Here is a 25082-nt window from a genome sequence, read left to right on the forward strand (position 1 = left end):
CGCTGGCGAAGGTTGGGTTTCAGTCCAGCCGTGTCCATAGCGACGGGACCTTTCCAGGAACCGGCCTACCCGGGCAATGGTTCACTGGCGACCACTTGATGATCGGGCGACTTGAGTTGCACGATGGTCGCGCCGCCGAGCAGCACCACGGCCCCGACGGCCTGCACGACCGTCAACGCCTCCCCGAGCAGGATCCACGCCAGCACGTTGGCGAGGATCACCTCGACCAGCCCCAGCACACTGGCGATGGCCGCGGGCAGGTACTGGAGCGCGGAGATCCCGGCGAGGTAGGCGAGCACGGTCCCGACCAGCGCCAGCGCGATCAGCGCCACCCAGACCGGCGGATGCCACGGCCCGATCACCGCGGGCACGCTGAGAATCCGGGCCGGGATCGTCCACGGCGGCGCGACCACGCACACGGCGAGCGCGCCGATCCCCATGCCCCAGGTGACCATGCCCAGCGGATGCCTGCTCGCCAGCCCGCGTTCGCCGATCAGGAAGTACCCGGCCGAGCACAGCGCCGCCCCGAACCCGGCGAGCAACCCGAGCGCGTCGAGCTTCAGCCCCTGCCAGACCTGCGCGACCAGCACCAGCCCCACCATGGCGAGCGCGATCCCGCCCCAGACGGCCTTGGCCAGATGGATCTTGCGCACGAACCTCGTCCACAACGCGATCAGCACCGGCGAGACGAATTCCAGCAGAATCGCGATCCCGACCGGGATCCGGCTGGTCGCGATGAAGTACACCAGCTGGATCCCGCCGACCGCGACCAGCCCGTACGCGATCAGCAGCCGCCATTCACCCTTGCCGACCTTGAGTATCGACGGCTTGACAAGCCCTACGGCGGCGAAGAGCACGAGCGCCGACAGTCCAAGCCGGACAGCGGCGACCTGTTGCGGCGTCAACCCCGCGACCATGGTCGGTTTCCCCAGCGTCCCAGACGTACTGAAGAACAGTGCCGACAGCACGATCAGCGCCGTCCCACGCCCACGCCGGGTCTTCGCGGGTAAAACGTCGATAGCCACGCCCGCGAGCGTATCCCTCGCCCCCGGCACCCCTCGCCCCATTTACCGCTCGGGCCGCCCCAGCTCAGCCCCCCACCCTCCCTCGGGGCGGGCCCCACATCCATTCTATCGCCCACCCCCGACGAAACCGCCGGGTCGACCCACCTGTCCACAGCCCCCGGCCGATGTGGACAACCGACCCAAGTTGATCTTCGAGCGGTCAGAATCGTCGGTGCCGTGCGGTAGCGTTGATTCGGAGGCTTTTCGTTACGAGGCAAGCAAATTCAGGTGGACCGCAAGCCGGAGGCGATATGGCCGGTGATCGTCGCCAGGCGGACGCCTTGCAGGCGCAGTGCCTCCAGTGCGACGTCATCGGGTTCCGCCGACTTGCGCGAGACCCACGAGCCACCGTAAGGGTTTCCGGACTCCATCAGGTGCTTCGAGTTGTAGCCGAGCGGGACGACGATGGCGCCCCAGTGGTAGAAGATGTTGTTGATCGCGAGGATCGTCGACTCGAGACCGCCGTGCGCCGTCGACGCGGTGGTGAACGACGTCGCGACCTTATCGGCGAGCTTTCCCTTCGCCCACAAGCCACCCGTGGTGTCCAAAAAGGACTTGAGCTGGCTGGCGGGTCCGCCGAAGCGGGTCGGTGTGCCCGCCGCGACACCGTCCGCCCACTCCAGGTCGGCCAAGGTGGCCGGCTCGGCCCGCGGGCCCGCGTCCACATAGGACTGCCAGCGCGGGTTGGCCGCGATGGCCTCGGGTGGCGCCGTCTCGGCGACCGTGCGCAGGCGGACTTCGGCGCCCGTGTCGAGCGCGCCCTTGGCCAGTGCTTCGGCCAGGCTCGCGGTGTTGCCGGTCGCGCTGTAGTAGACGACGAGAATCCGTGTGCTCACGCCATCCGAGGGTAGGCCACCCCGAAGCCCTGTCTCAGAAAGTGGGCTTCCAGGGGCTCACGGTGTCCGTCGGGCGGGTGGGGTCGTGGAAGCGGGGCTTGTCGAGTTCGCCGCGGCGCAGCGGGATCATGCCTTCGACGATCGCGCGCATGATCTTCTCGTGCGCGAGGCGCCCGGCGCTGGGGCGCGAACGGTCGATCTCGGACAGGTCGACCGGCTTGCCGAAGTGCACCCGGAACGTCGGGCGGCGCATCGGCGCGCTCAGGCCGGACCGCGCGAGCGGCGCCAGGTCGGCCGGGCCGTTGACGGTCTCGGTGCCCCAGTACACCGCCTCGTGGGCGCCCCACTGGCTGATCGGGATCACCGGCACGCCCGCGGCGAGCGCGAGCCGGGCCGCGCCGGTCTTGCCACGCTCGGGCCAGAGGCCGGGATCGTGGCTGATCCGGCCCTCGGGGTAGACGATGATCGGGTCGCGGGTGGTGCGCAGCGCTTCGGCGGCCTCGCCGAACTGGCCGACCGCGGTGTTCGACTCCGCGCGGTCGATGCGCAGGTGGTTGCTGGCGCGCAGGGCCGGGCCGATCAGCGGCGCGTCGAGGATGCCGCCGGCCAGCATGAACCGGGGGTTGATGCCGAGCTTCTTGCACGCGGCCATCAGGACGAACGCGTCGAACACGCCGATGTGGTTCGGCGTCATCAGCAACGGCTGTTTCCGCAGCTCAGCGGGCACTTCGCCGGTGACGCGCAGTCGGCCGACGAAGTTCACCAGGCCACGGTCGAGGTTCAGCATCGTCCGCCAGATGGCGGGTGCGCGGCGATTTCCGTCTCGGCCCAGTGCAACCATGACGTCAGCATTTCATGCCTTCGTAATCACCCGGTTGGCCGCTCAAGGTTTGGTTGCCCGGCAAAACAGTGACGAATGTTTCGGTTGGGCTGCGAGTGGCGGACGTGACGAACGGGACCCTGCGGTTACCGTGGATACATGGCTAGTGGGTCGGCTACGACAAGGAAGAGTTCGGGACGCGGCGGGGGCAAGGGACCGGCGCGCAAGCCTCGTACCACCGCGAAGCCACGATCGACCGCCTCCCGCCCGGCGTCCCGGCCTGCCGCGCGCAGGCCGGCGCCACGCCGCAAGAGCTCGTCCGGCACCTTCGGCAAGGCCGTCCGTGGCGGCTGGAACCTGCTGGCCAAGGGCATCGGCAGCATGGCGCGCACGGTCGGCCGCACCCGCGAGCTGGAGGCCGAGCATCGCCGTGACGGGCTGGCGCTGGGCCTCATCGCGGTCGGCCTGATCGCCGCCGTCGGCGTCTGGTGGCAGGCCGCGGGGCCGATCGGCCGCTGGGTCGAGATCGGCACCCGCTTCATACTCGGCGCAGGCGCCGTGACGCTGCCGCTGGCACTGATCGTCACCGCCGTCGCGCTGATGCGCTCCGAGCCGCGCCCGGAAACCCGCCCCCGGATGGTGATCGGCACGCTGCTGGTGACCCTCGCCGTGCTCGGCATGCTGCACATCTTCACCGGGCTGCCGGAGGAGACCGACTTCCAGATGTACGCGGGCGGCGTCATCGGCGCCTTCGCGGGCGGGCTGCTGGTCAAGGGCGTGACCAGCTGGGTCGCCGTCCCGCTGCTGATACTCGTGCTCGGGTTCGGCGTGCTGGTGTTCACCGGCACCCCGGTCCGCGAGATCCCGCACCGCCTGCGGAACTGGGGCCTCGACGAGGAGGAGATCGCCGAAGCCGAGGCCGAGCGCCAGGCCATCCACGACGAGCGCGACGCCGTCACCGAGGCCGACCCCAAGTCCGTCCGCCTGCGCAAGCCGTCGCGCCGCCGCCAGGCCGCGAACTCCGAGGGCGAGCAGCTCGACATCGAAGCCGCGCTCGCCGAGCCGCCCACGCCGCTGCGCCCGCCGAAGGCGAAACCGAAGCCTGCCGCCGAGGTCGTCGAAAAGAAGCCCGCGAAGGCCGAGCCCGCTTTGGCGGTCACCCGAACGGTGGAAGGCGACTACAAGCTGCCGTCGCCGGAGCTGCTCAAGCTCGGCGATGTGCCGAAGAGCCGCAGCCGCGCCAACGACACGATGATCGAGGCCATCGGCGGCGTGCTGGAGCAGTTCAACGTCGACGCGCAGGTCACCGGCTTCACCCGTGGCCCGACGGTCACCCGGTACGAGGTCGAGCTCGGGCCGGGGGTGAAGGTCGAGAAGATCACCGCGCTCACCAAGAACATCGCGTACGCCGTGGCCACCGACAACGTCCGCCTGCTCGCCCCGATCCCCGGCAAGTCCGCGGTCGGCATCGAGGTGCCCAACTCCGACCGCGAGATGGTCCGGCTCGGTGACGTGCTGCGCGCGCCGTCGACGGTCAAGGACACGCACCCGATGGTGGTCGGCCTCGGCAAGGACATCGAGGGCCACTTCGTCACCGCCAACCTCACGAAGATGCCCCACCTGCTGGTCGCGGGCTCCACCGGTTCCGGTAAGTCGAGCTTCGTCAACTCGATGCTCGTCTCGCTGCTCGCCCGCGCGACCCCTGAAGAGTGCCGAATGGTGCTGATCGACCCGAAGATGGTCGAGCTGACGCCGTACGAGGGCATCCCGCACCTGATCACGCCCATCATCACCCAGCCGAAGAAGGCCGCCGCCGCGCTGGCCTGGCTGGTGGAGGAGATGGAGCAGCGTTACCAGGACATGCAGGTCAACAAGGTCCGCCACATCGACGACTTCAACAAGAAGGTCCGGTCCGGCGAGATCACCGCACCGCCCGGCAGCGAGCGTGTCTACCAGCCGTATCCGTACATCATGGCGATCGTCGACGAGCTCGCCGATCTGATGATGACCGCGCCCCGCGACGTCGAGGACGCCATCGTCCGCATCACCCAGAAGGCCCGTGCCGCCGGTATCCACCTGGTGCTCGCGACGCAGCGTCCGTCCGTCGACGTGGTCACCGGCCTGATCAAGACCAACGTCCCGTCCCGCCTGTCGTTCGCGACCTCGTCGCTGACCGACTCACGGGTCATCCTCGACCAGCCGGGCGCCGAGAAGCTGATCGGCATGGGTGACGCGCTCTACCTGCCGATGGGCGCGGGCAAGCCGATCCGGGTTCAGGGCGCGTACGTCAGCGACGAGGAGATCGCCGCGGTCGTCAGCTTCGCGAAGGAACAGGCGCAGCCGGACTACCAGGACGGCGTCACCGCGGCCAAGGCAGGGGAAAAGAAGGAGATCGACGCCGACATCGGCGACGACCTCGACGTGCTGCTGCAGGCCGCGGAGCTCATCGTGACCTCGCAGTTCGGCTCGACCTCGATGCTCCAGCGCAAGCTGCGTGTCGGCTTCGCGAAGGCCGGACGCCTGATGGACCTGCTCGAGAGCAGGGGAGTGGTCGGCCCGTCCGAAGGCTCGAAGGCCCGCGACGTGCTCATCAAGCCGGAAGAGCTGGAGTCGGTGCTGTTCATGATCCGCGGCGGCGACGGCGGTTCGCCGGATGACGAGGATTAGCGCGCGTGCAACCGGCCAGCGGGTTGGCTCCGTCTGGTGACTGTGAGCTGGAAAGAGTGGATCCTCGCGGCATGTAGCGCGCTCGGGCTGGTGTGCGGGCCGAGCGCGCAGGCACCGGCGCCCGCGGACTCCGCGGCGCAGGCGCGGCTGGGCGCCGAACTGACCCTGCGGATCGGTGAGTCCGTGGCCGTCCAAGGCGCGGACCTGCGCGTCGGCTTCGACTCGGTGGCCGACTCGCGCTGCCCGCCCAAGGTCCTGTGTGTCTGGGAGGGCGACGCGGCCGTCACCGTGTCCTTGGTCCGGCCGAGCACCGGCGCCCGCACCACGGTCGAGCTGCATTCGAACGCCGGCTTCGCCAAGCCGACGATCTACGAAGGCTTCCGCGTGGCGCTCACGAGCGTCGCGCAGCCTGCCGACCATGTGACGCTCGTGGTCACCAAGAGCTAGCTCAACGCGTTGTCCCAGTGATCGAGATAGGCGATCTCCTCGATCGGTGTGCGGGCGGCGGGCTTGAAGTCGGGCACCGTGGTGTACGCGACCGGGAGCAGCCCGACCTGAGTGACGTTCTCCGGGATGCCGAGGATCTTCGCCGCTTCGGCCTCGCGGACCAGGGTGTAGGTGGTCAGCGTCGAGCCGAGCCCGCGCGACCGCAGCGCGAGCTGGAAGTTCCACACCGCGGGGAAGATGCCGCCGTAGAAGGCGGCGAGTTCACCGTTGCCACCCTGCGGCCGTCCCCGCAGGCACGGGATGACGAAGACCGGGACCCGTTCGATGTTGTCGATGAGGAACCGGCCGGATGCCATCGCCCGCTTCACCGGGCCCGACTCGGCGGCCGGGCCCGCTTCGGCGAGCTTCGAGTCCAAATAGGGTTCGCCGACCTCGCGGAACAGCTTGCCCAGCTCGTTCTTCACCGACTGGTCGCGAACGACCAGCCAACGCCAGTTCTGCACGTTGCCAGGAGTCGGCGCCTGCGTCGCGAGACGGAGACAGTCCGCGATCACCTCCGGCTCGACCGGGCGGTCGAGATCGAGCTTGCGCCGCACCGCGCGAGTGGTGCTGAGCAGGTGGTCCGTGTCCATCGCCGCGCCTTCCGCAGATCCGCTGGTATCGATTGACCGTACCGCCGGACAGATGCCGCGACAGTCCACTATGGTCTCCCCGTCTTTACACGTTGAGGGGAAGGTCCGTAGTGGGCACGTACGAATATCGAACGGTCACCGAGGTCAACTGGGGTGCCCTGATCGGCGTTTCGCTGTTCTCGCTCGCCGTCAGTGTCTTCTTCATTTTTGTGGGCTGGAAGGTCTTCGCCAAGGCCGGTCAGCCGGGCTGGGCCGTGCTCATCCCGTTCTACAACACCTACATCATGCTGAAGATCGCCGGGCGTCCCGGCTGGTGGCTGGTCCTGTACATCGTCCCGTTCGTCAACCTCGTGATCGCGATCATCGTCATGCTCGACGTCGCGAAGTCGTTCGGCAAGGACACCGTATTCGCCATCTTCGGCCTGATCCTGTTCCCCTTCGTCGGCATGCCGATGCTCGCCTTCGGCAGCGCGCAGTACATCGGCCCCGGCGGGATCCCGCAGAACCAGGGTGGCGGCTACGGCAACCCCGGTGGCGGCTACGGCCAGCCCGCCTACGGCCAGCCCGGCCAGCAGGGCTACGCGCAGCCGGGCCAGCAGGCCTACGGTCAGCCCGGTTACGGCCAGCAGCCCGGCCAGCAGGGCCAGGCCGGTTACGGTCAGCAGGGTCAGCAGGGGTACGGCCAGCCCGGCCAGCCGCCCGCCGGTTACTGATCGACGTTTTCGCGCAGGAACCTGTCGACGAGTTCGCTGATCGTGGCGAGTTCCTCCTCCAGTGCGAAATGGCCGGTGTCGAGCAGATGTACCTGCGCTGATGGCGCATCGCGTGTGAACGCCTCGGCACCCGCCGGAATGAAGAAGGGGTCGTTACGACCCCAGACCGCGAGCACCGGTGGCTGCGACTCCCGCAGCCACCGGTGGATCTCGGGGTACGCGGGCGGGTTGTTCCGGTAGTCCCACAACAGATCCGCCTGTGCCGCCGCGCGCCCCGGCTGTTCGAGATAGAACCGGTCGAGCTGATAGCTCCCGGGATCGATCGCCTCCGGGTTCCGCACTCCTTCGTAGTACTGCCACCGGATGCTCTCCGGGGAGAGCATCTCCTCCAGTCCTGATTGGACTTCCGCTCGGGAGCCCTGGTTCGCGAAGTCCGGCATGGCCGGGCCGAAGCCCTCCACATAGGCGTTGCCGTTCTGCGTGATCAACGCGGTGATCTGCTGTGGACGCCGCGCCGCGAGCCGTAGCCCGGCAGGTGCGCCGAAATCGAAGACGTACAGCGCGTAGCTGCTGAGCCCGAGCGCGTCGACGAAGTCGCCCAGCACGCTCGCGAGCGCTTCGAAGGTGAACTCGAAACCCTCCTCGGTCTCCGTCTGCCCGAATCCAGGGAGATCGGGTGCGACGAGATGCCAATGCCCCGCGAGCTCCCGCATCAGGCCCACGTACTGGTGCGACGACGTGGGGAAACCGTGCAGGAGCAGCAACGTGGGCGCGGACGGGTCGCCGGCTTCGCGGTAGAAGACCTCGGCAGGGCCGGCCTGGATGCGACGGTGGGCGATCGGGTGCTTGGACATCGCGTCTCTCCTAATGGTTGCAACGTGCTCACATCCATTAGTACACTGAAGTCGAGCGCAGGGGAAGGCCCAGTGCTAATGCATGGAGGTGGCGGGAGATGTTAGTGTCGGAGTATGGAGTTCACGGTCGTCGGCGAGGGTTTGGCGGTGGATCTCGCGGACACGGAGCTGCTCGCGGTCTCACCCAAGGTGGATCTGCTGGCCACCGAAGAGGAGAACGAGAAGTTCTGGGAACTGCACGCCGGGCAGTTGCCGGAGGGCACTTCGGCGCCGGCGGCGGGCGCCACGCGGCGGCTGCGGTCCGCGGTGCGCGCGCTCCTTGACGCGCGGGTGCGCGGCGAGCATCCGGAGCCGTGGGCGGTGGAGGATGTCAACGCCGCGGCCGCGGCCGTGCCGACCAGCCTGCGGATGGACATCGCCTTCTCGCGAGAGATCCGCTGGCACTACGACCAGGGCGGTGACGCCGCGCTGGCGGCCGTCGCGCGCTCGGCGATCGAGCTCGTCACCGGTCCGCACGCGTCGCAGCTGAGGCGCTGCGCGGCGGAGGACTGCTCGATGCTGTTCGTGGCCACGAACTCCCGGCGGCAGTGGTGCACGCCGAACCTGTGCGGCAACCGGGCGCGGGTCGCGCGGCACGCGGCACGGAGCAAGCACGACTGAGCGGCCCGCGGTGGGCACTCAACGGCCAGGTAGGCACTGGGCCCTTCAGTGTGGGCACTGAAGGGCTCGGGACTGGTACTGAGCGGCTTCATGGTGGGCGCCGCAGCCTGGGGTGGGCTTTGAGCGGCTCAGGCTGGACTGCGGCCTGCTCGCGCAGAGCGGTCGGGATCGGGCTGCGGGCGCTTCCTCGACTTGGGCTGGCTGTGGGCCGGTCCTTGGGCCGGGGTTGGGCCGCGGGCCGTTCCTCAGGTCGGGGCTGACCTCGCGGGTTGTCGGCGCCGCGTTCGCAACCTTGAGCGTTGTGAACGTCTCGTTCGCAACGTTGACCCGTTGTGGAACGTCCCGTTCGCTATGCCCGCGTGCGTCGGAAGCCGCTCAAACCCCTTGGAATGGGTATGCGCGTTGGGCTGGGCCGCGGGGCCGCTTCGAACGCTCGGAGCGGCCCCGCGGAGAACAGGGAGGAACGGTCGCGTCAGTTACCGAACTTGCGGACGGCCTGGTAGTAGGTCCAGGCCGTGCCCTTGCAGACCACGTTGCTGCCGCAAAGGCTCAGGAGGTCCGAGTAGAGCTTGTCGTCGATCCGCTTGCGGTTGGTCTCGTTCCAGCGGCCCTGCTTCTTGTAGTTGCGGTAGCCGAAGTCGTGGCGGTAGCAGCCCTTGACGAACTCCCAGCCCAGCGGCTTGTCCGGGGACCAGGAGCAGCCGTCGGAAGACCAGTCGAGCTGGCCGTCGTAGGGCCGCTGCGCCCGGATCGTCTGGAAGTTACCGAGGGAGGTGTTGAAGATGTAGGTGTCGGTGACGGCGGGAAGGTCGACTGCCTGCGCCGTGCCCGCACCGAGCAGGACGGTGGCGGCGACGGCGATGGTGGCGATGAACGAGCGGAGGGTCTTGCGCATTCGGGTCCCCAAGCTGGTCGGCGAATTTCAAGCCAGCACAGCATCGGGTTTTATGGCGTGGATCACCACCGCTGAAGGGTGGACGACTTGATGAAGCATCAGGGAAGTTCGAGCAACATGCGCGAATTGCCCAGCGTGTTCGGCTTGACGTAGGGCAGGTCGAGGAACTCGGCGACGCCGGTGTCCACCGAACGGCGCATCTCCTCGTAGACCTCTTGGGGTACCGGCGTGCCTTCGATCTCGACGAACCCGTGCCTGGCGAAGAAGCGGGTCTCGAAGGTGAGGACGAACACGCGCTGCAGCCCGAGCTCGATGGCCAGCCCGACGAGCTGCTTGACGAGCGCGTGACCGATGCCACGTCCCCTGGCCGCCTTGTCGACCACGATCGTGCGGATCTCGGCGAGGTCCTCCCAGAGCACGTGGAGCGCGCCGCAGCCGAGCACCTCGCCCTCGGACTCGGCCACCCAGAACTCCTGCATGTCCTCATACAGCGTGACCAGCTCTTTTTCCAGCAGCACGCGGCCGGCGTCGGAGTCGACGAGCGTCTTGATCTTGCGCACGTCCGCGATCCGGGCGCGGCGAACGGTCAGCTTGTCTGCTTCGGAGGACACGTCGGAGGACACACATGTCAACTTAGCGACGCCGCGGACACGAGTGATCGGGGGAGCGCGAAGGGCGCCAGCTACGCTAAGCCACGTGCCTTCTCCCACCACCGGTAATCGCCGCGTCTCCTTGCTGACCCTGGGCTGTGCCCGTAACGAGGTCGATTCCGAGGAGCTCGCCGGCCGCCTGGCCGCCGGCGGTTGGGAACTCGCTGCCGAGCCGGAAGAGTCCGACGTCGTGGTGGTCAACACCTGCGGTTTCGTCGAGTCGGCCAAGAAGGACTCGGTCGACACGCTGCTCGCCGCCTCCGACACCGGCGCCAAGGTCGTCGCGGTCGGCTGCATGGCCGAGCGCTACGGCAACGAGCTCGCCGACAGCCTGCCCGAGGCCGACGCCGTGCTCGGGTTCGACCACTACGCCGACCTCTCCGACCGGCTCGACGACATCGTCGCCGGGCGCACGGTCGCCTCGCACACGCCTTCGGACCGCCGCAAGCTGCTGCCGATCAGCCCGGTGCAGCGCCAGAGCGCGAGCGAAGAGGTCGAGGTGCCCGGTCACGCACAGCACGGCTGGGGCCCGCGTGTGCTGCGGACCCGGCTGGACAACGCGCCGGTCGCCGCGCTGAAAATCGCCTCTGGCTGCGACCGGCGCTGCTCGTTCTGCGCCATCCCGTCCTTCCGCGGCTCGTTCGTCTCGCGCCAGCCGGACGAGATCGTCGCCGAGGCCATGTGGCTCGCCCAGAACGGCGTCAAAGAGGTCTTCCTGGTCAGCGAGAACTCGACCTCCTACGGCAAGGACTTCGGCCGCGACGGCGCACGCGCGCTCGAGCTGCTGATCCCGCGCCTGGCCGCCGTCGAGGGCATCGAGCGCGTCCGCGTCTCCTACCTGCAGCCCGCCGAAACGCGGCCCGGCCTGGTGAAGGCCATCGCGACCACACCCGGCGTCGCCGACTACTTCGACCTGTCGTTCCAGCACTCCAGCGAGACCGTGCTGCGCCGCATGCGCCGGTTCGGCTCGACGGACTCCTTCCTCGCGCTCACCGAGCAGATCCGGGAGTTCTCGCCGGAAGCGGGCATCCGCACCAACGTGATCGTCGGCTTCCCCGGCGAGACCGAGGACGACCTGGCCGAGCTGGAGCGGTTCCTGACCGGCGCCCGGCTCGACGCGGTCGGCGTGTTCGGCTACTCCGACGAGGACGGCACCGAGGCCGAGACCTTCGACGGCAAGCTCGACCCCGACGTGGTCACCGAGCGGGTCTCGCGCATCTCGGCGCTCGTCGAGGAGCTCACCACCCAGCGCGCCGAGGACCGCATTGGCACGATGGTCGACGTGCTGATCGAAAACGTCGATGACGACGACCCGATCGGCCGCGCGGCGCACCAGGCGCCCGAGGTCGACGGCGAGTGTGTCGTCATCGAGTCGGAGGACCTGGAAGTCGGGCAGTTCGTGCGCTGCGAAGTGGTCGACTCCGAGGGCGTCGACCTGATCGTGCGGCCGATCCCGCATGGCGACGTGACGGCGCCCGCGGCGGCGACCACCGCGTTCGTGGACTCGGAAAAATGAGTGCGGCGCCCAGCGACGCGGGCGGCGACGCCCGCGAAGCCCAGCCTGCCTCGGTGCCGGAGCCGACCCCCGTCCCGACGCTCAACCTCGCGAACCTGCTGACCATGTCCAGGCTCGTGCTGGTCCCGCTGTTCGTCGTCGCGCTGTTCAACGGCGACGGCACCGACACCTTCTGGCGGGCCGTCGCCACCGCGCTGTTCGCCATCGCCTCGTTCACCGACCAGGTCGACGGCTGGGTGGCCCGCAAGTACGGCCTGATCACCGACTTCGGCAAGATCGCCGACCCGATCGCGGACAAGGCGCTGATCGGTGCCGCGCTGGTCGGACTGAGCGTGCTCGGCGAGCTCGGCTGGTGGGTGACGATCGTGATCGCCGTCCGCGAGGTCGGCGTGACACTCCTGCGCTTCTGGGTGATCAAGCACGGCGTGATCCCGGCCAGCCGGGGCGGCAAGGCGAAGACACTGGCCCAGGTCGCCGCGATCACCGCCTACCTGCTGCCGCTGCCCGCGTCGGCCGAGATCGTGCGCTGGGCGCTGATGGGCCTCGCGCTGCTCCTCACCGTCGTCACCGGGCTGGACTACGTCTTCCGCGCGGTCAAGCTCCGCGCGGCGGGCCAGCGGGCCGGAGCGGGCTCCTGACGATGGACGCGGCGGAGGTGATCGCCCGGCTCGTCGAGCGGGGCGAGACGGTCGCCACGGCCGAATCGCTCACGGCGGGCCTGGTTTGTGCCGCGCTGACCGATGTGCCGGGTTCCAGCCGGGCGGTGCGCGGCGGCCTGATCGTCTACGCGACGGAGCTCAAGGCGGAGCTGGCCGGCGTCGATCGGGACCTGCTCGCCGAGCACGGCGCGGTGCATCCGGAGGTCGCCGCCCAGCTGGCGGACGGCGCGCGGTTACGCTGTCGTGCTGTTTGGGGTCTCGGTTTGACCGGGGTCGCCGGGCCGGATCCGCAGGACGGTGTGAGCCCCGGCACGGTCTACGTTGGACTGGCCGGTCCCGTCAACCTGGTCCGTGAGCTGCGGCTTAACGGCGATCGCTCAGCCATCCGGGTGGCATCCGTGCGTGCGGCGCTCGACCTGCTCGGGGAACATCTAGCTTGATCCAAGCGTTCGCCCTTGGCGTACGGACGTGTCAAACCCTGCGTTTACCCGTCTGCTCTGGGTAACGTGGTGACTAGTAGACCGGGAAGGGAGGCGCGTGATGACCGTGCTGTTGCGTGAGGCGATCGGTGATCGGCTCCGTCATGCCCGCACCAACCAGCGTCGAACGCTGCGCGACATCTCCCGCGCCGCCAGGGTCAGCCTCGGATATCTCTCCGAGGTCGAACGGGGGCAGAAGGAAGCGTCCAGCGAGCTGCTGGCTTCGATCTGTGAGGCGCTCGAACTGCCTTTGGGTGAGCTGTTGCACAACGTGGCGGCCGACGTGTCCGCGCTGGACAACGTCGAGGTCGTCCCCGTCGAGGAACGCGCCGCGGCCAAGGAGGCTCCCAAGGCCGCCAGCGGTGCGCTCGAAGGTGGCAGCCTGGTACCCGGCATGATCGGCAACGACCTCGCCGACCTGCGGCTTTCCGGGCCGCCGAGGATGAGCCCGACGTTGCGGACCACGATCAGCGCGCCGAAGATGGCTTCGATCATCGCGGCGTGAGAGCACTTCGATCTCTTCAGTGAGCAAAGCGGCCCCGGGGTTACGACCCCGGGGCCGCTGTTGTTTCACGCCTATCACGATCAGGGTCCACCCTGAATTCTCCCGGGGTCGCCTGGAAGGCTCAACGGCAACCTGACACGATGGAACTCAACGCCGGGGTCGGGACGTTCTACTCCTGTAACCAGCGCCGCTCAGCGCGGCGCGGTGGCAGGGGGAGACACGCCCCACCATCGGGTATTCGAGCCAGTGGGACGCAAGAAGGCAGGCGGAGGAGATGGCCAACCCTTTCGTGAAGTTCTGGAAGTACATGATGGCGGCGTTCTCGTCGAAGATCGACGAGCACGCTGACCCGAAGGTACAGATCCAGCAGGCCATCGAGGAGGCGCAGCGTAACCACCAGGCGCTCTCCCAGCAGGCCGCAGCGGTGATCGGCAACCAGCGTCAGCTGGAGATGAAGCTCAACCGCCAGCTCGGCGACGTGGAGAAGCTGCAGGCTTCGACCCGCCAGGCGCTGGTGCTCGCCGACGAGGCGCGCGCCAAGGGCGACGAGCAGAAGGCGAGTGAGTTCGAGAACGCGGCGGAGGGGTTCGCCGCGCAGCTCGTCACCGCCGAGCAGAACATCGAGGACCTCAAGACCCTGCACGACCAGTCGCTGGGTGCCGCCGAGCAGGCGAAGAAGGCCGTCGAGCGCAACGCGACCACGCTCCAGCAGAAGCTGGCCGAGCGCACCAAGCTGCTCTCGCAGCTGGAGCAGGCCAAGATGCAGGAGAAGGTCTCGGCTTCGCTCAACTCGATGTCCGAGCTCGCCGCGCCGGGTAACACCCCGTCGCTGGACGAGGTCCGCGACAAGATCGAGAAGCGCTACGCCACCGCGCTGGGCTCCGCCGAGCTCGCGCAGAACTCGGTGCAGGGCCGGATGCTGGAAGTCCAGCACTCGACCACGCAGCTGGCAGGCCACTCGCGTCTCGAGCAGATCCGCGCGTCCATGAAGGGCGACTCGGTCGCGCAGGTCACCGGTGGCACCGCCGCCGCGAAGCCCGCGGCCTCGGGTGCCGACATCCAGCGCGAGATCCAGGCGCGGGTGCAGCAGGAGCAGCAGAAGAACTAGTTGGTCCAGGCCATCGCTAGGGGGCGCGTGAGCATGAGTTCGGGCAAGCGGGATTTCAGCGAGTTCAACGCCAAGCTGGAGAAGCACATCGAACGACTGCCCGACTACGCGCAGCGCGCCCAGGAGAAGCTGCAGAAGTACTTCCCGCCGGGAGAGGAAGGCGCCAACCGGCCTTCTTCTCCCGGCAGGCCTGCGGCTTCGCGGCCGCCGATGAAGATGCCACCGGTGCGGCTCCCGCAGCTGAAGGTGCCCGCGGAAATCCCGGTCGTCGCGGAAGCCCGCGCCAAGTGGACACAGTGGAATGCCCCCGAGTCGAAACTCCAGCGGCGTAAGCGTCGCGCGTCGCGGGCCATGACGTTCTGGTTCATGCTGACCGTCCTCTGTGGCCTCTACGCGCTCGTCACCGGCACCGGCCTGATCGGCAACCCGGCGGGCGACATGGCGCAGGCCGTCGCCGGCATCGCCGGCGTGATCATCACCGGCACCCTCGGCGTCCGTTCGGGACTGCGGCTGCGCCAGCTCGGCAAGACCCAGCTCCCGGCGAGCAGCACCCCGCCGCCGTTGCCGTCCGCCTCCTCGGCCGCCCGTATCCCGATGGAACGGCTCGCCGAGTCCGAGGCCTCGCTGACGGAACTGCTCCGCCAGCTCTCCATCCCGACCTCCGTCGGCACCACCGCGATCCCCGAGATCTCCGTCGCCGACGCCCGCAACACCGCGAACGAGGCCGCCGCCGCGCTGCGTGGGCTGGCAGGCCGCATCCAGGCCATCGAACGGGCCCGCAACGCCGCTCCGGCAGGCGAACGCGCCGCGTTGGACTCCGCCATCCGATCGCTGACCGATCAGCTCGACGACGGTCTCGAGGGCTACGGCGCGCTCGTCGCCGCGGCCGGGCACGCGGTCGCCGCGAGCGGCGGCGGCATGGGCGTCTCCAAGGAAGCGCTCACCAACGCCACCGACCATCTGGCCGGACTCGCGATCGCACTGCGTGAGCTTTCCTGAACCTGCTGTCCGTCGGCCGCTCGATAGCCGATCCGGCCTTGGATGATTGGTACGTCGACGGCTTTCCCATGGCCCGGTTGATGTCCCGGTTCGAATGTGCAGGCCTGACTCCCAGCGGCAATGGCTTCATCGTCACGCGCGATCCCGACGACTTGCGTGCCTTGCTCGGACGGTCTGATCAGGACAATGAGCTGCCCTCTGGAAGGGTGCCGCTGTACACCTGCTCGCTGTGCGGCGACTTCGGATGCGGCGTACTGGCTGTCCGCGTGACCTATGACAGGGACACGGTCAGATGGACCGACTTCGCCTGGGAGTCCGAGAGCGAGCCGGTGCTCGGCCCGTCACCGGACTACGCCGCACTCCCGGCGATCGAGTTCGACCTCGTCGAGTACGAGACCGTGCTCCGTCAGTTGCTGCGCTGAAGCCGCGCAACATCCGGGCGGTCACGACCTGTAGCCGTACCGGCACCGAAACACCTACGTAACGCAAAACCTGTGTTCGCCGCAACGCGGGGCGTTTACCCTGGTCACTGTGAATGCAGGGCTGTATACAACGCCGGATACGGCTAAGTCACGGGCCGCCGAGGTATACCTCCAGCTGCGCGAGGAGGTCATGGGCGGGCTCGTGAAGCCGCGCGTGCGCCTCGGGGAAGAGCGGCTCGCGCAGCGCTACGGCGTCTCGAGGACGCCTGTCCGTGAAGCGCTCGCCCGGCTGGCGACCGACGGCCTGATCGAGCGCCGGGACAACGGCTTTTATGTCACCACACCCAATCTCGCCGAGCTCAAGGATCTCTACGAGCTTCGCGTGACCTTGGAACTCAGGGGGATCGCACGGGCCATCGAGGACCCGGCGACGTGGCATGACCTGACGATCATCGACGCCGAGCTGGCGCGGTGGCAGGCTTTCCGCGCGGATCCGCCCCTGCCGGACCCGCAGTTCGTCGTGCACGACGAGCAGTTCCACGTCACCCTTTCGGCCGCGTCGGGCAATCCCGCGCTGACCGACGCGCTGATCGCGGTGAACCAGAAGATCCGGCGGGTCCGGATGTACGACTTCCTTACCGCGGAACGGATTTCCGAGACCATCGACGAACATCTGGAGATCCTCCAAGCGATCCGCGACGGCGAACTGGAGCGCGCTTACGACGCGTTGTTCGCCCATGTCGGCGGTTCGCTCTCGGTGGTTCTCAGTCGCGCGGAGCGCGCTCTGACCCAACTGGCGCTCCACAGTGGACTTTCTTGAGGGAACCGCCCGCCCGCCGAGGAAAGGACGCACCATGACCACGCTCCCGCCGGAACCCGAGTACGTCCCGCCGACCCCCGCGAGCGCCGTCCAGCGGGTGATGGCCGCGTTCGACCGGATCGCCGAGGTCGACCGGCCCGAAGTCTGGATCACCCTGCGTTCCGCCGAAGACGTGCTCGTCGACGCCAAGGCCGTCGACGAGCGGGTGCGGGCGGGGGAGCGGCCGCCGCTGGCCGGGCTTCTCCTCGCGGTGAAGGACAATGTGGACGTCGCGGGCCTGCCGACGACGGCCGGGTGCCCGGCGTTCGCGTACACCCCCGAGGTGAGTGCGACGGCGGTGCGGCGGCTGACGCAGGCGGGCGCCGTCGTGCTCGGCAAGACGAACCTGGACCAGTTCGCCACCGGGCTGGTCGGCTCACGCAGCCCGTACGGCGCGGTGCGCGGCGCCAAGGACCCGCTCAAGGTCAGCGGCGGGTCGAGCTCGGGCTCGGCCGTCGCGGTCGCGCTGGAACTCGTCGACATCGCGATCGGCACCGACACCGCGGGCTCCGGGCGCGTGCCTGCCGCGTTCAACGGGATCGTCGGGCTCAAGCCGACGCTCGGGCTGGTGCCGAAGACCGGTGTGGTGCCCGCGGCGCGGTCGTACGACTGCGTCACGATCTTCGCCCGCAAGCTCACCACGGCGCAGCTCGCGCTCGCCGAGATGACCGGCCCGGACGCCGACGACCCGCAGAGCCGTGCCTGGCCTGACTCGGTCCGCCTGAGTGCGGGCGAGCATCCCCGCGTCGCGATCCCGGACGACAAGAACCTCGCACCGCTCTCGCCGAGCGCACACCGCGCGTTCGTGGCGGCCGTCGCGTCGCTGCGCGCGTCGGGGGCGATCCTGACCACCGTCGACATCGCGCCGTTGCTGGACGCGGCGACGTTGCTCTACGACGGCGCGCTGGTCGCCGAGCGCTACGCCGCTGTCGGCGAGTTCCTGCGCGAGCATCCCGACGACGCCGACCCGACGGTCGCGAAGATCATTCTGGCCGCCGGTGAGCTCAAGGCGCATGACCTGGTGGCCGACCAGGAACGGCTCGCCCAGGCCAAGGCGACGGCGGAGAAGCTGCTCGCCGGGCAGGACGCGCTCGTGCTGCCGACGGTGCCGGAGCACCCGACGCTCGCGCAGGTCGAGAAGGACCCGGTCGGGGTCAACAAGCGGCTCGGCACGTACACGAACTTCGTGAACCTGCTGGATATGGCCGGCGTCGCGGTGCCCGCCGGGACGGCGGACGGCGGATCGTTCGGGCTGACCGTGCTCACCCGCGCCTTCGACGACCAGATCGCGCTCGACCTCGCCGCGCTGTTCACCGGCGAACTCGCCGAAACCCCTTATCCCGACAAGGGAATCGACCTCGTCGTGTTCGGCGCGCACCTGCGCGGGCAGCCGTTGAACTCCCAGCTCGTCGACCTCGGCGCCCGCTTCGCCGAGGAGGTGCTGACGGCGGAGGAGTACCGCATGGTGGCCTTGCCGACGACACCGCCGAAACCGGGCCTCCTGCACGTCGGCGCCGGTGGCGCGGCGCTGGAAGGCGAGCGCTGGCTGCTCTCGCCCGCCGCGCTGGGCAAGTTCCTCGCGGGCCTGCCCGCGCCGATGCTGCTCGGCCGGATCCTGCTCGACGACGGCACCGAGGCGGTCGGCTTCTTCTGCGACCCGTCGGCGGCCGAAGGCGCGAAGGACATCACCGCGTTCGGCGGCTGGCGCGCTTACCTGCGGCGGATCATCGCGTGCCGGAAAGACCCCGTGTGACCCGGCGGACCAAGCCGGGGCCGTGCAATGCGAAGCCGGTGTAGAGCTGGATGAGGCTCGCGCCCGCGTCGAGCATGCGCCGCGCGTCGTCGGCGTCGAGGATGCCGCCGACACCGATGATCGGGAGCTTCCCGCCGGTCTCGGTGTGCACGAATTCGACGACCTCCCGCGCGCGGGAGGTCAGCGGCCTGCCGGAAAGCCCGCCCGCCTGCTCGGCGAGGTGGGCGTCGGACGGCGCGAGGCCCTCGCGGGAAAGGGTGGTGTTGGTGGCGATGAGCCCGTCGACGCGGTGCTCTTCGCAGACGCCGAGCAGTTCGGCCAGCGCCTCGTCGGTGAGGTCGGGCGCGACCTTCACCAGGAGTGGCACCGGCTTGCCCAGCTCGGTCATGGTCGTGCGCAGCTCGGCGAGCAGTTCGGCCAGCGCGGACTTGTCCTGCAGCGCGCGCAGGCCCGGCGTGTTCGGCGAGCTGACGTTGATCGCGAAGTAGTCGGCGAACGGGTGCAATGCCTTGAGCGAGGACCGGTAGTCCTCGACCGCCGCTTCGAGCGGCGTGACCTTGGACTTGCCGATGCTGATCCCGAGCGGGACGTCCGGCTTGCCGAACGCCTTGAGCCGCGCGGCGAGCGCCTCGGCGCCCTCGTTGTTGAAGCCCATGCGGTTGATCACCGCGTCGGTCGCGGGCAGCGTGTACAGCCTCGGCTTGGGATTGCCGGGCTGCGCGAGCCCGGTCACGGTGCCGACCTCGACGAACCCGAAGCCCAGCGCGGGCCACGCGTGCAGCGCGCGGCCGTTCTTGTCCATCCCGGCGGCGAGCCCGACCGGGTTGGGGAAGTCCAGGCCCAGCACCGAAACCGGGGCCTCGGTGCGGTAGACGCGGCGCAGCGCGGCGAGCGCGGGCGACGACCGGCTGACCTTGGCCAGCACTTGGAGGGTGCGCTCGTGCACCAGCTCGGGGTCGTTCTTGCTCAGCCCGTACAGCGCGGGACGGATGATCTTGTCGAACAGCACGGCCCCCATCGTGCCCTACTGCCTAGCGACCCTTCCATTCGTCCTCGAGCATCGCGTAGACGATCTCGTCGGTCCACACGCCCTTGACCACCTCGTTCTCACGCAGGTGGGCCTCTTTGCGCATGCCGATGCGTTCGAGCAGGTTCGCCGAGGCGATGTTGCGACCGTCACAGCTGCCGACGATGCGATGCAGCCCGAGCTCCTCGAAGCCCAGCCGCAGCAGCTCGGTGACGGCCTCGGCGGCGAGGCCCTTGCCGTGGTGGTCGGGATGGAAGACGTAGCCGATCTCGCCTTGGCGGTGTTCCGCGCTGATGTACTCGAGATTCAGGTCGCCGATCAGTTCCCCGGTCGAGGCCAGTTCGACGGCGATGGCCAGGAACTGGCCTTCCTTCTGCAGCGTCGAGCTGTGGATGCGCTTGGCGAGCGCGGCGGCGGATTCGGCGCGGCTGCGCGGGCCCCAGTAGAGATAGCGCGCCACGTCGGAGCGCGACTGGAAGGCGTTGAGGGCGTCGAGGTCGTCCGCGTGGAACGGCCGGAGGATGAGACGTTCGGTGCTGATCGGGTAGTCCGGACGGAGCATGCCGCCCAGGCTAGCGACGTAAGCCGATTTTCGTGAGGGGTTTTCCGGGAAATAAAGAAGCCCCCGACGCCCTTCCCGCACGGCAAGGTTTCCGCGTGGGCCCGGGCCGGACTGGGTCCCGGGGCATCGGGGGCCTGGTGACTGCCTGGTATTCGCTAGCAGGCAACACGCGAAGCTGGCCACGGGGTGGCCGCTGGTAGTCCCATCGCGCGGCGTCCGCTAGCGGACAGCCACCTCACAAGTCCTCTTGGTATTCAACGCAGGACCACCTCCTCTCTTGTGTACTTCCAAGCTAGGCGAAGAGTCCGATGCCCTGCAACATCATTTTTGGTGCCCTGGAGCAGGTCCAGCCTGGCAGTGGGGGCAGAACCAGGTCGGCCGCTTGCGCACGTCGTGACCTTGGTCGGCGACCACGACCCTGCCGCCGCAGCGGAAGCAGCCCTGGCGAGTGCGTTCGTAAACCCAGTTGCGGCGGCCGCGGCCCATGTCACCGGTCGTGCACTGCTCGTGCCGCCAGGCGTTGGCGAGCAGGAGCTTGCGGCCGAGCGCGACGATCTTGTCAGCGTCCACTTCGGACACTGGGGTCCAGGGTGTGACGCCCAGTATGAAGCACATCTCGACCTTGTACAGGTTGCCGATACCGGCCATGACCCGCTGGTCGAGCAAGGCCAGGCCGAGCTCCCTCGCCGGGTTCGCGCGTAACGCGGCCGCCGCGCGCGCGGCGTGCTCGTCTGTCCACTGTGGATCGAGCAGATCGGGGCCGAGATGGCCGACCAGTGTGTGTTCTTCCTTGGTGGGCAGCAACTTCAGGTCGTGCAGGCGGAACCCGATGGCCTGCACGTCCTCGGTCATCAGGATGACGCGCGCGTGGTGCGCGGGGAAGCGCCAGCTCGCGCCGCGCGGGTAGATCCGCCAGGTGCCGTCCATCTTCAGGTGGCTGTGCAGTGTCAGGTCGCCGGAGAAGCGGGTCAGCAGATGCTTGCCGACGGTCCCGACACCGAGCACGCCGCGCCCCGCGAGATCGACCGTGGCGAGGGCGGGATGACGGAACTCGCCCCGCGTCAGCGTCTTGCCGGCGAGTGCCTTGTCGAGTTGCTTCCCTGCCAGGAAGACGGTGTCGCCTTCGGGCATCAGCTCGGCTGCGAGGCCGGCTCTGTGGTCTCTTCCGGCTCATCGGAGCGCACGCGGTGCCTGCCTGCCCGGTTCGAGCGCAGGATCTTGGCCAGCACCATGTTGAACGTCAGCGCGATCTCCTGCGCGCCCGGCGAGTTCCACTCGTGGATCGGGCTGCACGCGCCCTGCGCCTGCTGCACGGCGAGCCGGTCGGGAATGCCGGTCGGCATCACCAGCGAGCCGAAGGACTCGCGCAGCTCGGCGATCCGGTACTGGTGCTCGTACGACCGCACGCGCAGCTTGTTGACGAGCACGCCGATCGCGCGCAGGCCGGGGTTGTTCTCCTCGCGGGTCTTCTCGATCGCCTCCAGCGCGCGCTGGGCGCCGGTGACCGCGTAGATGGTCGGCTCGGTGACGATCAGCGCGCTGTCCGCGGCGACCAGCGCGGAGCGGGTCAGCCTGCCCAGCGACGGCGGGCAGTCGAGGATCACCAGCTCGTACGGTTCGTCGCGGATCGGCGCGCGGTGCAGCTCGTCGAGCGCGCGCGAGAGGTTCTCGAGACGGCGAGGGTCGGCCTCCGGCTCGTTCAGCAGCTGGAGTTCCTCGGCGCCGACCAGCACGTCGACCTCGTCGCTCCACACGCTGTGCGCGATGGCCCGCTCCAGCACCGCGCGGTGCGGGGTCTCCAGCACGTCGGCGAGGGTGGCGTCGGTGTACGGCGGGTCGAGCGAGGTCGTGGCGTTGCCCTGCGGGTCGAGGTCGGCCACCAACGTGCGGGTGCCCCTACGCAGAGCGGCGGATGCGATACCTAGCGCGACCGTCGTTTTCCCGACACCGCCCTTGAGGCTGAGAACCGCGACCGTGTGCACTCGATAGAGCCTACGGGTTCGGAGGGTGCGCGCTGCGGGGCAAGGTGCCGAATGTCTCGTCGGCGCTGGTGCGGGCCGCGCGAACAGGCTGTGACCACCCGATCGGGTAAATATGGGTGACCATTACGCTGCGGCCTATGAAAACGGACACCGTGGCAGCACGCGGGTCGGGTGCGGTGCGCCGCGTGCTCGAGGCCGAACTGCGGGCCGCCCGCGCGCGTGGCGTCGACCAGCCCCTCGTGGTCGACGTCGGCGGCGGCAGCGGCGGCTGGGCGGTGCCGTTCGCTTCGGCCGGGTGCCTGGTCACCGTGGTCGAGCCCAACCCGAACGCGCTGGCGACGCTGAAGCGCCGCGCCGAGGAAGAGGGCGTGTCCTCGCGGATCACCGTGGTGGCCGACGATTCCGACGCGCTCGCGCGCCACGTCAGCCCTGGCTCGGCCGACCTCGTGCTCGCGCACGGGCTGCTGGAGGTCGTCGACGACCCGGCGATCGTGGTCGCGGCGCTGGCCGAGGCGGTCGCGCCGGGTGGTGCGGTCTCGGTGCTGGTCACCAACCGGTTCGCGACCGCGTTGCACCGCGCGCTGGCAGGCCGCCTGACCGAGGCGCGCCAGGTGCTGGAGAGCGCCGCCGGCGTGCTGCCGGGCGGGCGTGACACCGTGCTGCGCCGGTTCGACGTCGCCGGGCTGGAAGCCCTGCTGACGGGTGCCGGGTTGACCGATGTGACGATCCAGGGCGACGGTGTCGTCTCCGACGCGATCGCGGGCGGCTCCCGTGAGGAAGAGCTGGCCGAGTTCGAACTGCTGGCCGCTTCGACGCCGCCGCTGCGCGACGTCGCCACGCGCCTGCACGCCCTCGCGCGCCGCGCCTCCTGAAACTGTCGGTGGTCGCGGGTAGCGTCCCGTTCCGTGGGTAGGAGTGGGGATCTACGCGGTGGGGTGAGCCGGTTCCGGGTGGGGACCGGCGATACGTCCTGGCCGGATGACAGCGGGTGCGGACTGCTGCATGTGGACATGGACGCGTTCTTCGCGTCGGTCGAACTGCGCTCGCGCCCGGAGCTGGCGCATCGGCCGGTGGTGGTCGCGGGTGCCGGGCCGCGGTCGGTGGTGCTCTCGGCGAACTATCACGCCCGCGAGTTCGGGGTGCGCTCGGCGATGCCGGTCGGCGCGGCGAAACGGCTGTGCCCGCAGGCCGTCTACATCCCGCCGACGCGGGGGCTCTACAGCGAGGTCTCCCAGGGCGTCATGGAGATCTTTCGCGAATTCACCCCGTTGGTCGAACCGCTGAGTCTCGATGAGGCCTTTCTGGACGTTCGGGGCGCGCTGAAGCGCTTGAACACCACGCCGGCCGCCATCGGCGCGGAGATCCGGCGCCGTGTCGCCGAGGAACACGGGATCACCTGCTCGGTCGGCGTCGCGAAGGTCAAGTTCGTCGCCAAGCTGGCGGGCGGGATGGCCAAACCGGACGGAATGGTGGTCGTGCCCGCCGCCGAGACACTCGATTTCCTGCACCCGTTGCCCGTTTCGGCGCTCTGGGGCGTCGGCAAGCGGACCGGTGAGCACCTCAAGCAGCTGGGCCTGGACACGATCGCCGACGTCGCGGCCGCGCCGCTGCCGAGGCTGCGCCGGTCGCTGGGGGTCGCGGTCGGCGAGCATCTCCACGCGCTCGCGAACGGACACGACGACCGGGAGGTCGTGCCCGACGCGCCGGAGAAGTCGATCGGTGCCGAAGTCACGTTCGATGTGGACAAACATGACCGGGGCGAGCTGGGGCTGGAGCTGCTCCGGCTCGCCGAGCGGGTGGGCGGCACCTTGCGGGCCAAGGGAATCCGCGGCCGGACCGTGTCGATCAAGGTGCGCTTCGCCGACTTCAAGACCATCACCAGGGCGCGGACGCTGGTCGCGGCCACCGACGTCGCCCGCGAGATCCACGGCACCGCGGTCGAGCTGCTCGCCGAGCACGCGCCGACGGGTGCCGTCCGGCTGATCGGCGTTCGGGTGGATGGACTCGGTTCGGCGGGCGGTGGCGAACAGCTGCTGTTCGAGTCCGACGCGCCCCGCTGGCGCGCCGCCGAGGTCGCCGCGGACTCCGCACGATCGCGGTACGGGGCCGCCGCTGTGCGCCCTGCGTCACTGATTTCTCGGCAAGACGGGTGATTTTCCTCGCCCGACCACGCTCTGTCGCTGCTCTGAACCGGCGAATCGGTGTTTTTCCCCAAATCTATGCAGGCATGATGCGAGATCGGGTAGTCGTCTGAGCGCGGGACTCGTATCCTGGACAGTAGCCCCCCGCCAGGGGGTGTCTGTTGGGTCCACGACGTTGCGCGGCCCGGCGCCCGCGACAGCTGTGCCGGAGGAGGAAAGATGCCACTCTCCGAGCATGAGCAGCGGCTGCTCGATCAAATCGAGCGCGAGCTCTATGCCGAGGACCCCAAGTTCGCGTCCACGGTGCGTGGCACCAGGTTGCGACGACCCGCTCGAAGGCGGCGTATCCAGGGCATCGCCCTGTTCGTCGTCGGGGTCGCGTTACTGGTGCTGGGTGTGGCCGTGGTGCCGATCCGGGTAGCCGATATCCCGCTCGTGAGCGTGTTCGGCTTCCTGGTCATGTTCTTCGGGGTCATGCTCGCCGTCACGTCGATTCGGCAAGGCGCCGAGTCAGCGGACGGCAAAGACGGCGGGGCGCAGTCCCGACCGTCGGGAGGCAGCTCCCGTAAGAGTTCCTTCACCCAGCGGATGGAAGAGCGTTTCCGTCAGCGTTTCGAGGACCAATAGGGTCCCTCACCGGACTTCCTAGGTAAGCCGCGTCCACCTGGTGGGCGCGGCCTTCCTCATGCTCGGGTCCCGACAGCGCGAGGGTCGTGAACGGCGCTTTCGCGACACTGAGCGTTGTGAACGCCCCTTTCGCAACGTTCGCGCCTCCCCGAAGCCCGGGTTTCGGGGAGGCGCGAACGCCCGGTTAGACGGCGAAGGCCCCCTC

27 protein-coding genes are annotated in these 25082 nt (G+C 69.0%); 16 read left to right on the forward strand and 11 right to left on the reverse strand.

The features are described 5' to 3' along the window. Positions 1–65 precede the first annotated feature (65 nt). From ACFV15_RS35725 to ACFV15_RS35735, 3 genes are all read right to left on the reverse strand, one after another. A complete protein-coding gene (locus ACFV15_RS35725; RefSeq protein WP_378356212.1) occupies positions 66–1025 on the reverse strand; it encodes a DMT family transporter in 960 nt (319 codons plus the stop codon). A gap of 263 nt (positions 1026–1288) precedes the next feature. Continuing rightward, positions 1289–1900 (reverse strand): NAD(P)H:quinone oxidoreductase, encoded by a 612-nt coding sequence (gene wrbA / locus ACFV15_RS35730; protein ID WP_378356214.1) that lies wholly within the window; start codon positions 1898–1900, stop codon positions 1289–1291. A gap of 34 nt (positions 1901–1934) precedes the next feature. Continuing rightward, complete coding sequence (locus tag ACFV15_RS35735) at positions 1935–2741, reverse strand: lysophospholipid acyltransferase family protein (RefSeq protein WP_378356216.1); 807 nt, start codon at positions 2739–2741, stop codon at positions 1935–1937. Between the two features lie 138 nt (positions 2742–2879). On the opposite strand from ACFV15_RS35735, the gene ACFV15_RS35740 reads away from it, so the two are divergent. Continuing rightward, on the forward strand, positions 2880–5387 hold the full coding sequence (locus tag ACFV15_RS35740; RefSeq protein WP_378356217.1) for a DNA translocase FtsK 4TM domain-containing protein: 2508 nt from the start codon (positions 2880–2882) through the stop codon (positions 5385–5387). Between the two features lie 36 nt (positions 5388–5423). Further along, a complete protein-coding gene (locus ACFV15_RS35745; protein ID WP_378356219.1) occupies positions 5424–5834 on the forward strand; it encodes a hypothetical protein in 411 nt (136 codons plus the stop codon). Here the strand turns inward: ACFV15_RS35745 and ACFV15_RS35750 are convergent. Continuing rightward, complete coding sequence (locus ACFV15_RS35750) at positions 5831–6466, reverse strand: nitroreductase family protein (protein WP_378356221.1); 636 nt, start codon at positions 6464–6466, stop codon at positions 5831–5833. The two genes, ACFV15_RS35745 and ACFV15_RS35750, sit on opposite strands and share 4 nt — an antisense overlap. Positions 6467–6576: 110 nt before the next feature. Between ACFV15_RS35750 and ACFV15_RS35755 the strand changes: the two genes are divergently transcribed. Further along, positions 6577–7179, forward strand: coding sequence for a DUF5684 domain-containing protein (locus ACFV15_RS35755; RefSeq protein WP_378356222.1), 603 nt, complete (start codon positions 6577–6579; stop codon positions 7177–7179). On the opposite strand, the gene ACFV15_RS35760 is transcribed toward ACFV15_RS35755, so the two are convergent. Further along, on the reverse strand, positions 7173–8033 hold the full coding sequence (locus tag ACFV15_RS35760) for an alpha/beta fold hydrolase (protein WP_378356224.1): 861 nt from the start codon (positions 8031–8033) through the stop codon (positions 7173–7175). The genes ACFV15_RS35755 and ACFV15_RS35760 overlap by 7 nt on opposite strands. Positions 8034–8147: 114 nt before the next feature. On the opposite strand from ACFV15_RS35760, the gene ACFV15_RS35765 reads away from it, so the two are divergent. Then, on the forward strand, positions 8148–8693 hold the full coding sequence (locus ACFV15_RS35765) for a CGNR zinc finger domain-containing protein (protein ID WP_378356225.1): 546 nt from the start codon (positions 8148–8150) through the stop codon (positions 8691–8693). A 472-nt stretch (positions 8694–9165) separates the two neighbouring features. Here the strand turns inward: ACFV15_RS35765 and ACFV15_RS35770 are convergent, their stop codons facing one another. Together ACFV15_RS35770 and ACFV15_RS35775 are read right to left on the reverse strand one after the other, a co-directional pair. Further along, the gene (locus ACFV15_RS35770) at positions 9166–9588 is read right to left on the reverse strand and encodes a phospholipase (RefSeq protein ID WP_378356226.1); all 423 of its coding nucleotides are present in this window, start codon (positions 9586–9588) and stop codon (positions 9166–9168) included. 98 nt (positions 9589–9686) lie between these two features. Beyond that, entirely contained in the window at positions 9687–10211 is a 525-nt protein-coding gene (locus ACFV15_RS35775) for an amino-acid N-acetyltransferase (RefSeq protein WP_378356228.1), read from the reverse strand. A 73-nt stretch (positions 10212–10284) separates the two neighbouring features. On the opposite strand from ACFV15_RS35775, the gene rimO reads away from it, so the two are divergent. The 9 genes from rimO to atzF all read left to right on the forward strand — a co-directional run bounded on the left by rimO (position 10285) and on the right by atzF (position 18538). Then, a complete protein-coding gene (gene rimO, locus ACFV15_RS35780) occupies positions 10285–11754 on the forward strand; it encodes a 30S ribosomal protein S12 methylthiotransferase RimO (protein ID WP_378356230.1) in 1470 nt (489 codons plus the stop codon). Beyond that, on the forward strand, positions 11751–12392 hold the full coding sequence (pgsA, locus tag ACFV15_RS35785; protein WP_378356232.1) for a CDP-diacylglycerol--glycerol-3-phosphate 3-phosphatidyltransferase: 642 nt from the start codon (positions 11751–11753) through the stop codon (positions 12390–12392). Before rimO ends, pgsA begins: the two co-directional genes overlap by 4 nt. Positions 12393–12394: 2 nt before the next feature. Continuing rightward, positions 12395–12853 (forward strand): CinA family protein, encoded by a 459-nt coding sequence (locus tag ACFV15_RS35790; RefSeq protein WP_378356234.1) that lies wholly within the window; start codon positions 12395–12397, stop codon positions 12851–12853. Between the two features lie 100 nt (positions 12854–12953). Next, positions 12954–13397, forward strand: coding sequence for a helix-turn-helix domain-containing protein (locus ACFV15_RS35795; protein ID WP_378356235.1), 444 nt, complete (start codon positions 12954–12956; stop codon positions 13395–13397). 274 nt (positions 13398–13671) lie between these two features. Beyond that, positions 13672–14505, forward strand: a complete 834-nt coding sequence (locus ACFV15_RS35800; protein ID WP_378356237.1) for a PspA/IM30 family protein — start codon at positions 13672–13674, stop codon at positions 14503–14505. A 33-nt stretch (positions 14506–14538) separates the two neighbouring features. Next, positions 14539–15504 (forward strand): hypothetical protein, encoded by a 966-nt coding sequence (locus ACFV15_RS35805; RefSeq protein WP_378356257.1) that lies wholly within the window; start codon positions 14539–14541, stop codon positions 15502–15504. Positions 15505–15584: 80 nt separating this feature from the next. Continuing rightward, positions 15585–15926 (forward strand): hypothetical protein, encoded by a 342-nt coding sequence (locus ACFV15_RS35810; protein ID WP_378356239.1) that lies wholly within the window; start codon positions 15585–15587, stop codon positions 15924–15926. 109 nt (positions 15927–16035) lie between these two features. Next, positions 16036–16746: a GntR family transcriptional regulator gene (locus tag ACFV15_RS35815; RefSeq protein ID WP_378356241.1), complete on the forward strand. Its 711-nt coding sequence runs from the start codon at positions 16036–16038 to the stop codon at positions 16744–16746. Positions 16747–16780: 34 nt separating this feature from the next. Beyond that, positions 16781–18538 carry an allophanate hydrolase gene (gene atzF, locus ACFV15_RS35820; protein ID WP_378356243.1) on the forward strand — a complete coding sequence of 586 codons (1758 nt, stop codon included), beginning with the start codon at positions 16781–16783 and terminating at the stop codon, positions 18536–18538. Here the strand turns inward: atzF and ACFV15_RS35825 are convergent. The 4 genes from ACFV15_RS35825 to ACFV15_RS35840 form a co-directional block, all read right to left on the reverse strand. Beyond that, positions 18510–19547 (reverse strand): quinone-dependent dihydroorotate dehydrogenase, encoded by a 1038-nt coding sequence (locus ACFV15_RS35825; RefSeq protein ID WP_378356245.1) that lies wholly within the window; start codon positions 19545–19547, stop codon positions 18510–18512. The two genes, atzF and ACFV15_RS35825, sit on opposite strands and share 29 nt — an antisense overlap. A gap of 22 nt (positions 19548–19569) precedes the next feature. Beyond that, positions 19570–20127 carry a GNAT family N-acetyltransferase gene (locus ACFV15_RS35830; RefSeq protein ID WP_378356247.1) on the reverse strand — a complete coding sequence of 186 codons (558 nt, stop codon included), beginning with the start codon at positions 20125–20127 and terminating at the stop codon, positions 19570–19572. A gap of 321 nt (positions 20128–20448) precedes the next feature. Next, complete coding sequence (locus ACFV15_RS35835) at positions 20449–21258, reverse strand: DNA-formamidopyrimidine glycosylase family protein (protein ID WP_378356249.1); 810 nt, start codon at positions 21256–21258, stop codon at positions 20449–20451. Next, the gene (locus ACFV15_RS35840) at positions 21258–22109 is read right to left on the reverse strand and encodes a ParA family protein (RefSeq protein WP_378356251.1); all 852 of its coding nucleotides are present in this window, start codon (positions 22107–22109) and stop codon (positions 21258–21260) included. Before ACFV15_RS35840 ends, ACFV15_RS35835 begins: the two co-directional genes overlap by 1 nt. Before the next feature lie 137 nt (positions 22110–22246). Between ACFV15_RS35840 and ACFV15_RS35845 the strand changes: the two genes are divergently transcribed. The 3 genes from ACFV15_RS35845 to ACFV15_RS35855 all read left to right on the forward strand — a co-directional run bounded on the left by ACFV15_RS35845 (position 22247) and on the right by ACFV15_RS35855 (position 24877). After that, the gene (locus tag ACFV15_RS35845; RefSeq protein ID WP_378356253.1) at positions 22247–22981 is read left to right on the forward strand and encodes a methyltransferase domain-containing protein; all 735 of its coding nucleotides are present in this window, start codon (positions 22247–22249) and stop codon (positions 22979–22981) included. Positions 22982–23044: 63 nt separating this feature from the next. Next, positions 23045–24262 (forward strand): DNA polymerase IV, encoded by a 1218-nt coding sequence (locus tag ACFV15_RS35850; protein WP_378356259.1) that lies wholly within the window; start codon positions 23045–23047, stop codon positions 24260–24262. A 207-nt stretch (positions 24263–24469) separates the two neighbouring features. Then, on the forward strand, positions 24470–24877 hold the full coding sequence (locus ACFV15_RS35855; protein ID WP_091290881.1) for a DUF3040 domain-containing protein: 408 nt from the start codon (positions 24470–24472) through the stop codon (positions 24875–24877). Positions 24878–25082: the final 205 nt, after the last annotated feature.

The sequence above is a fragment of the Amycolatopsis sp. NPDC059657 genome (genome assembly GCF_042734395.1).
GTDB lineage: Bacteria > Actinomycetota > Actinomycetes > Mycobacteriales > Pseudonocardiaceae > Amycolatopsis.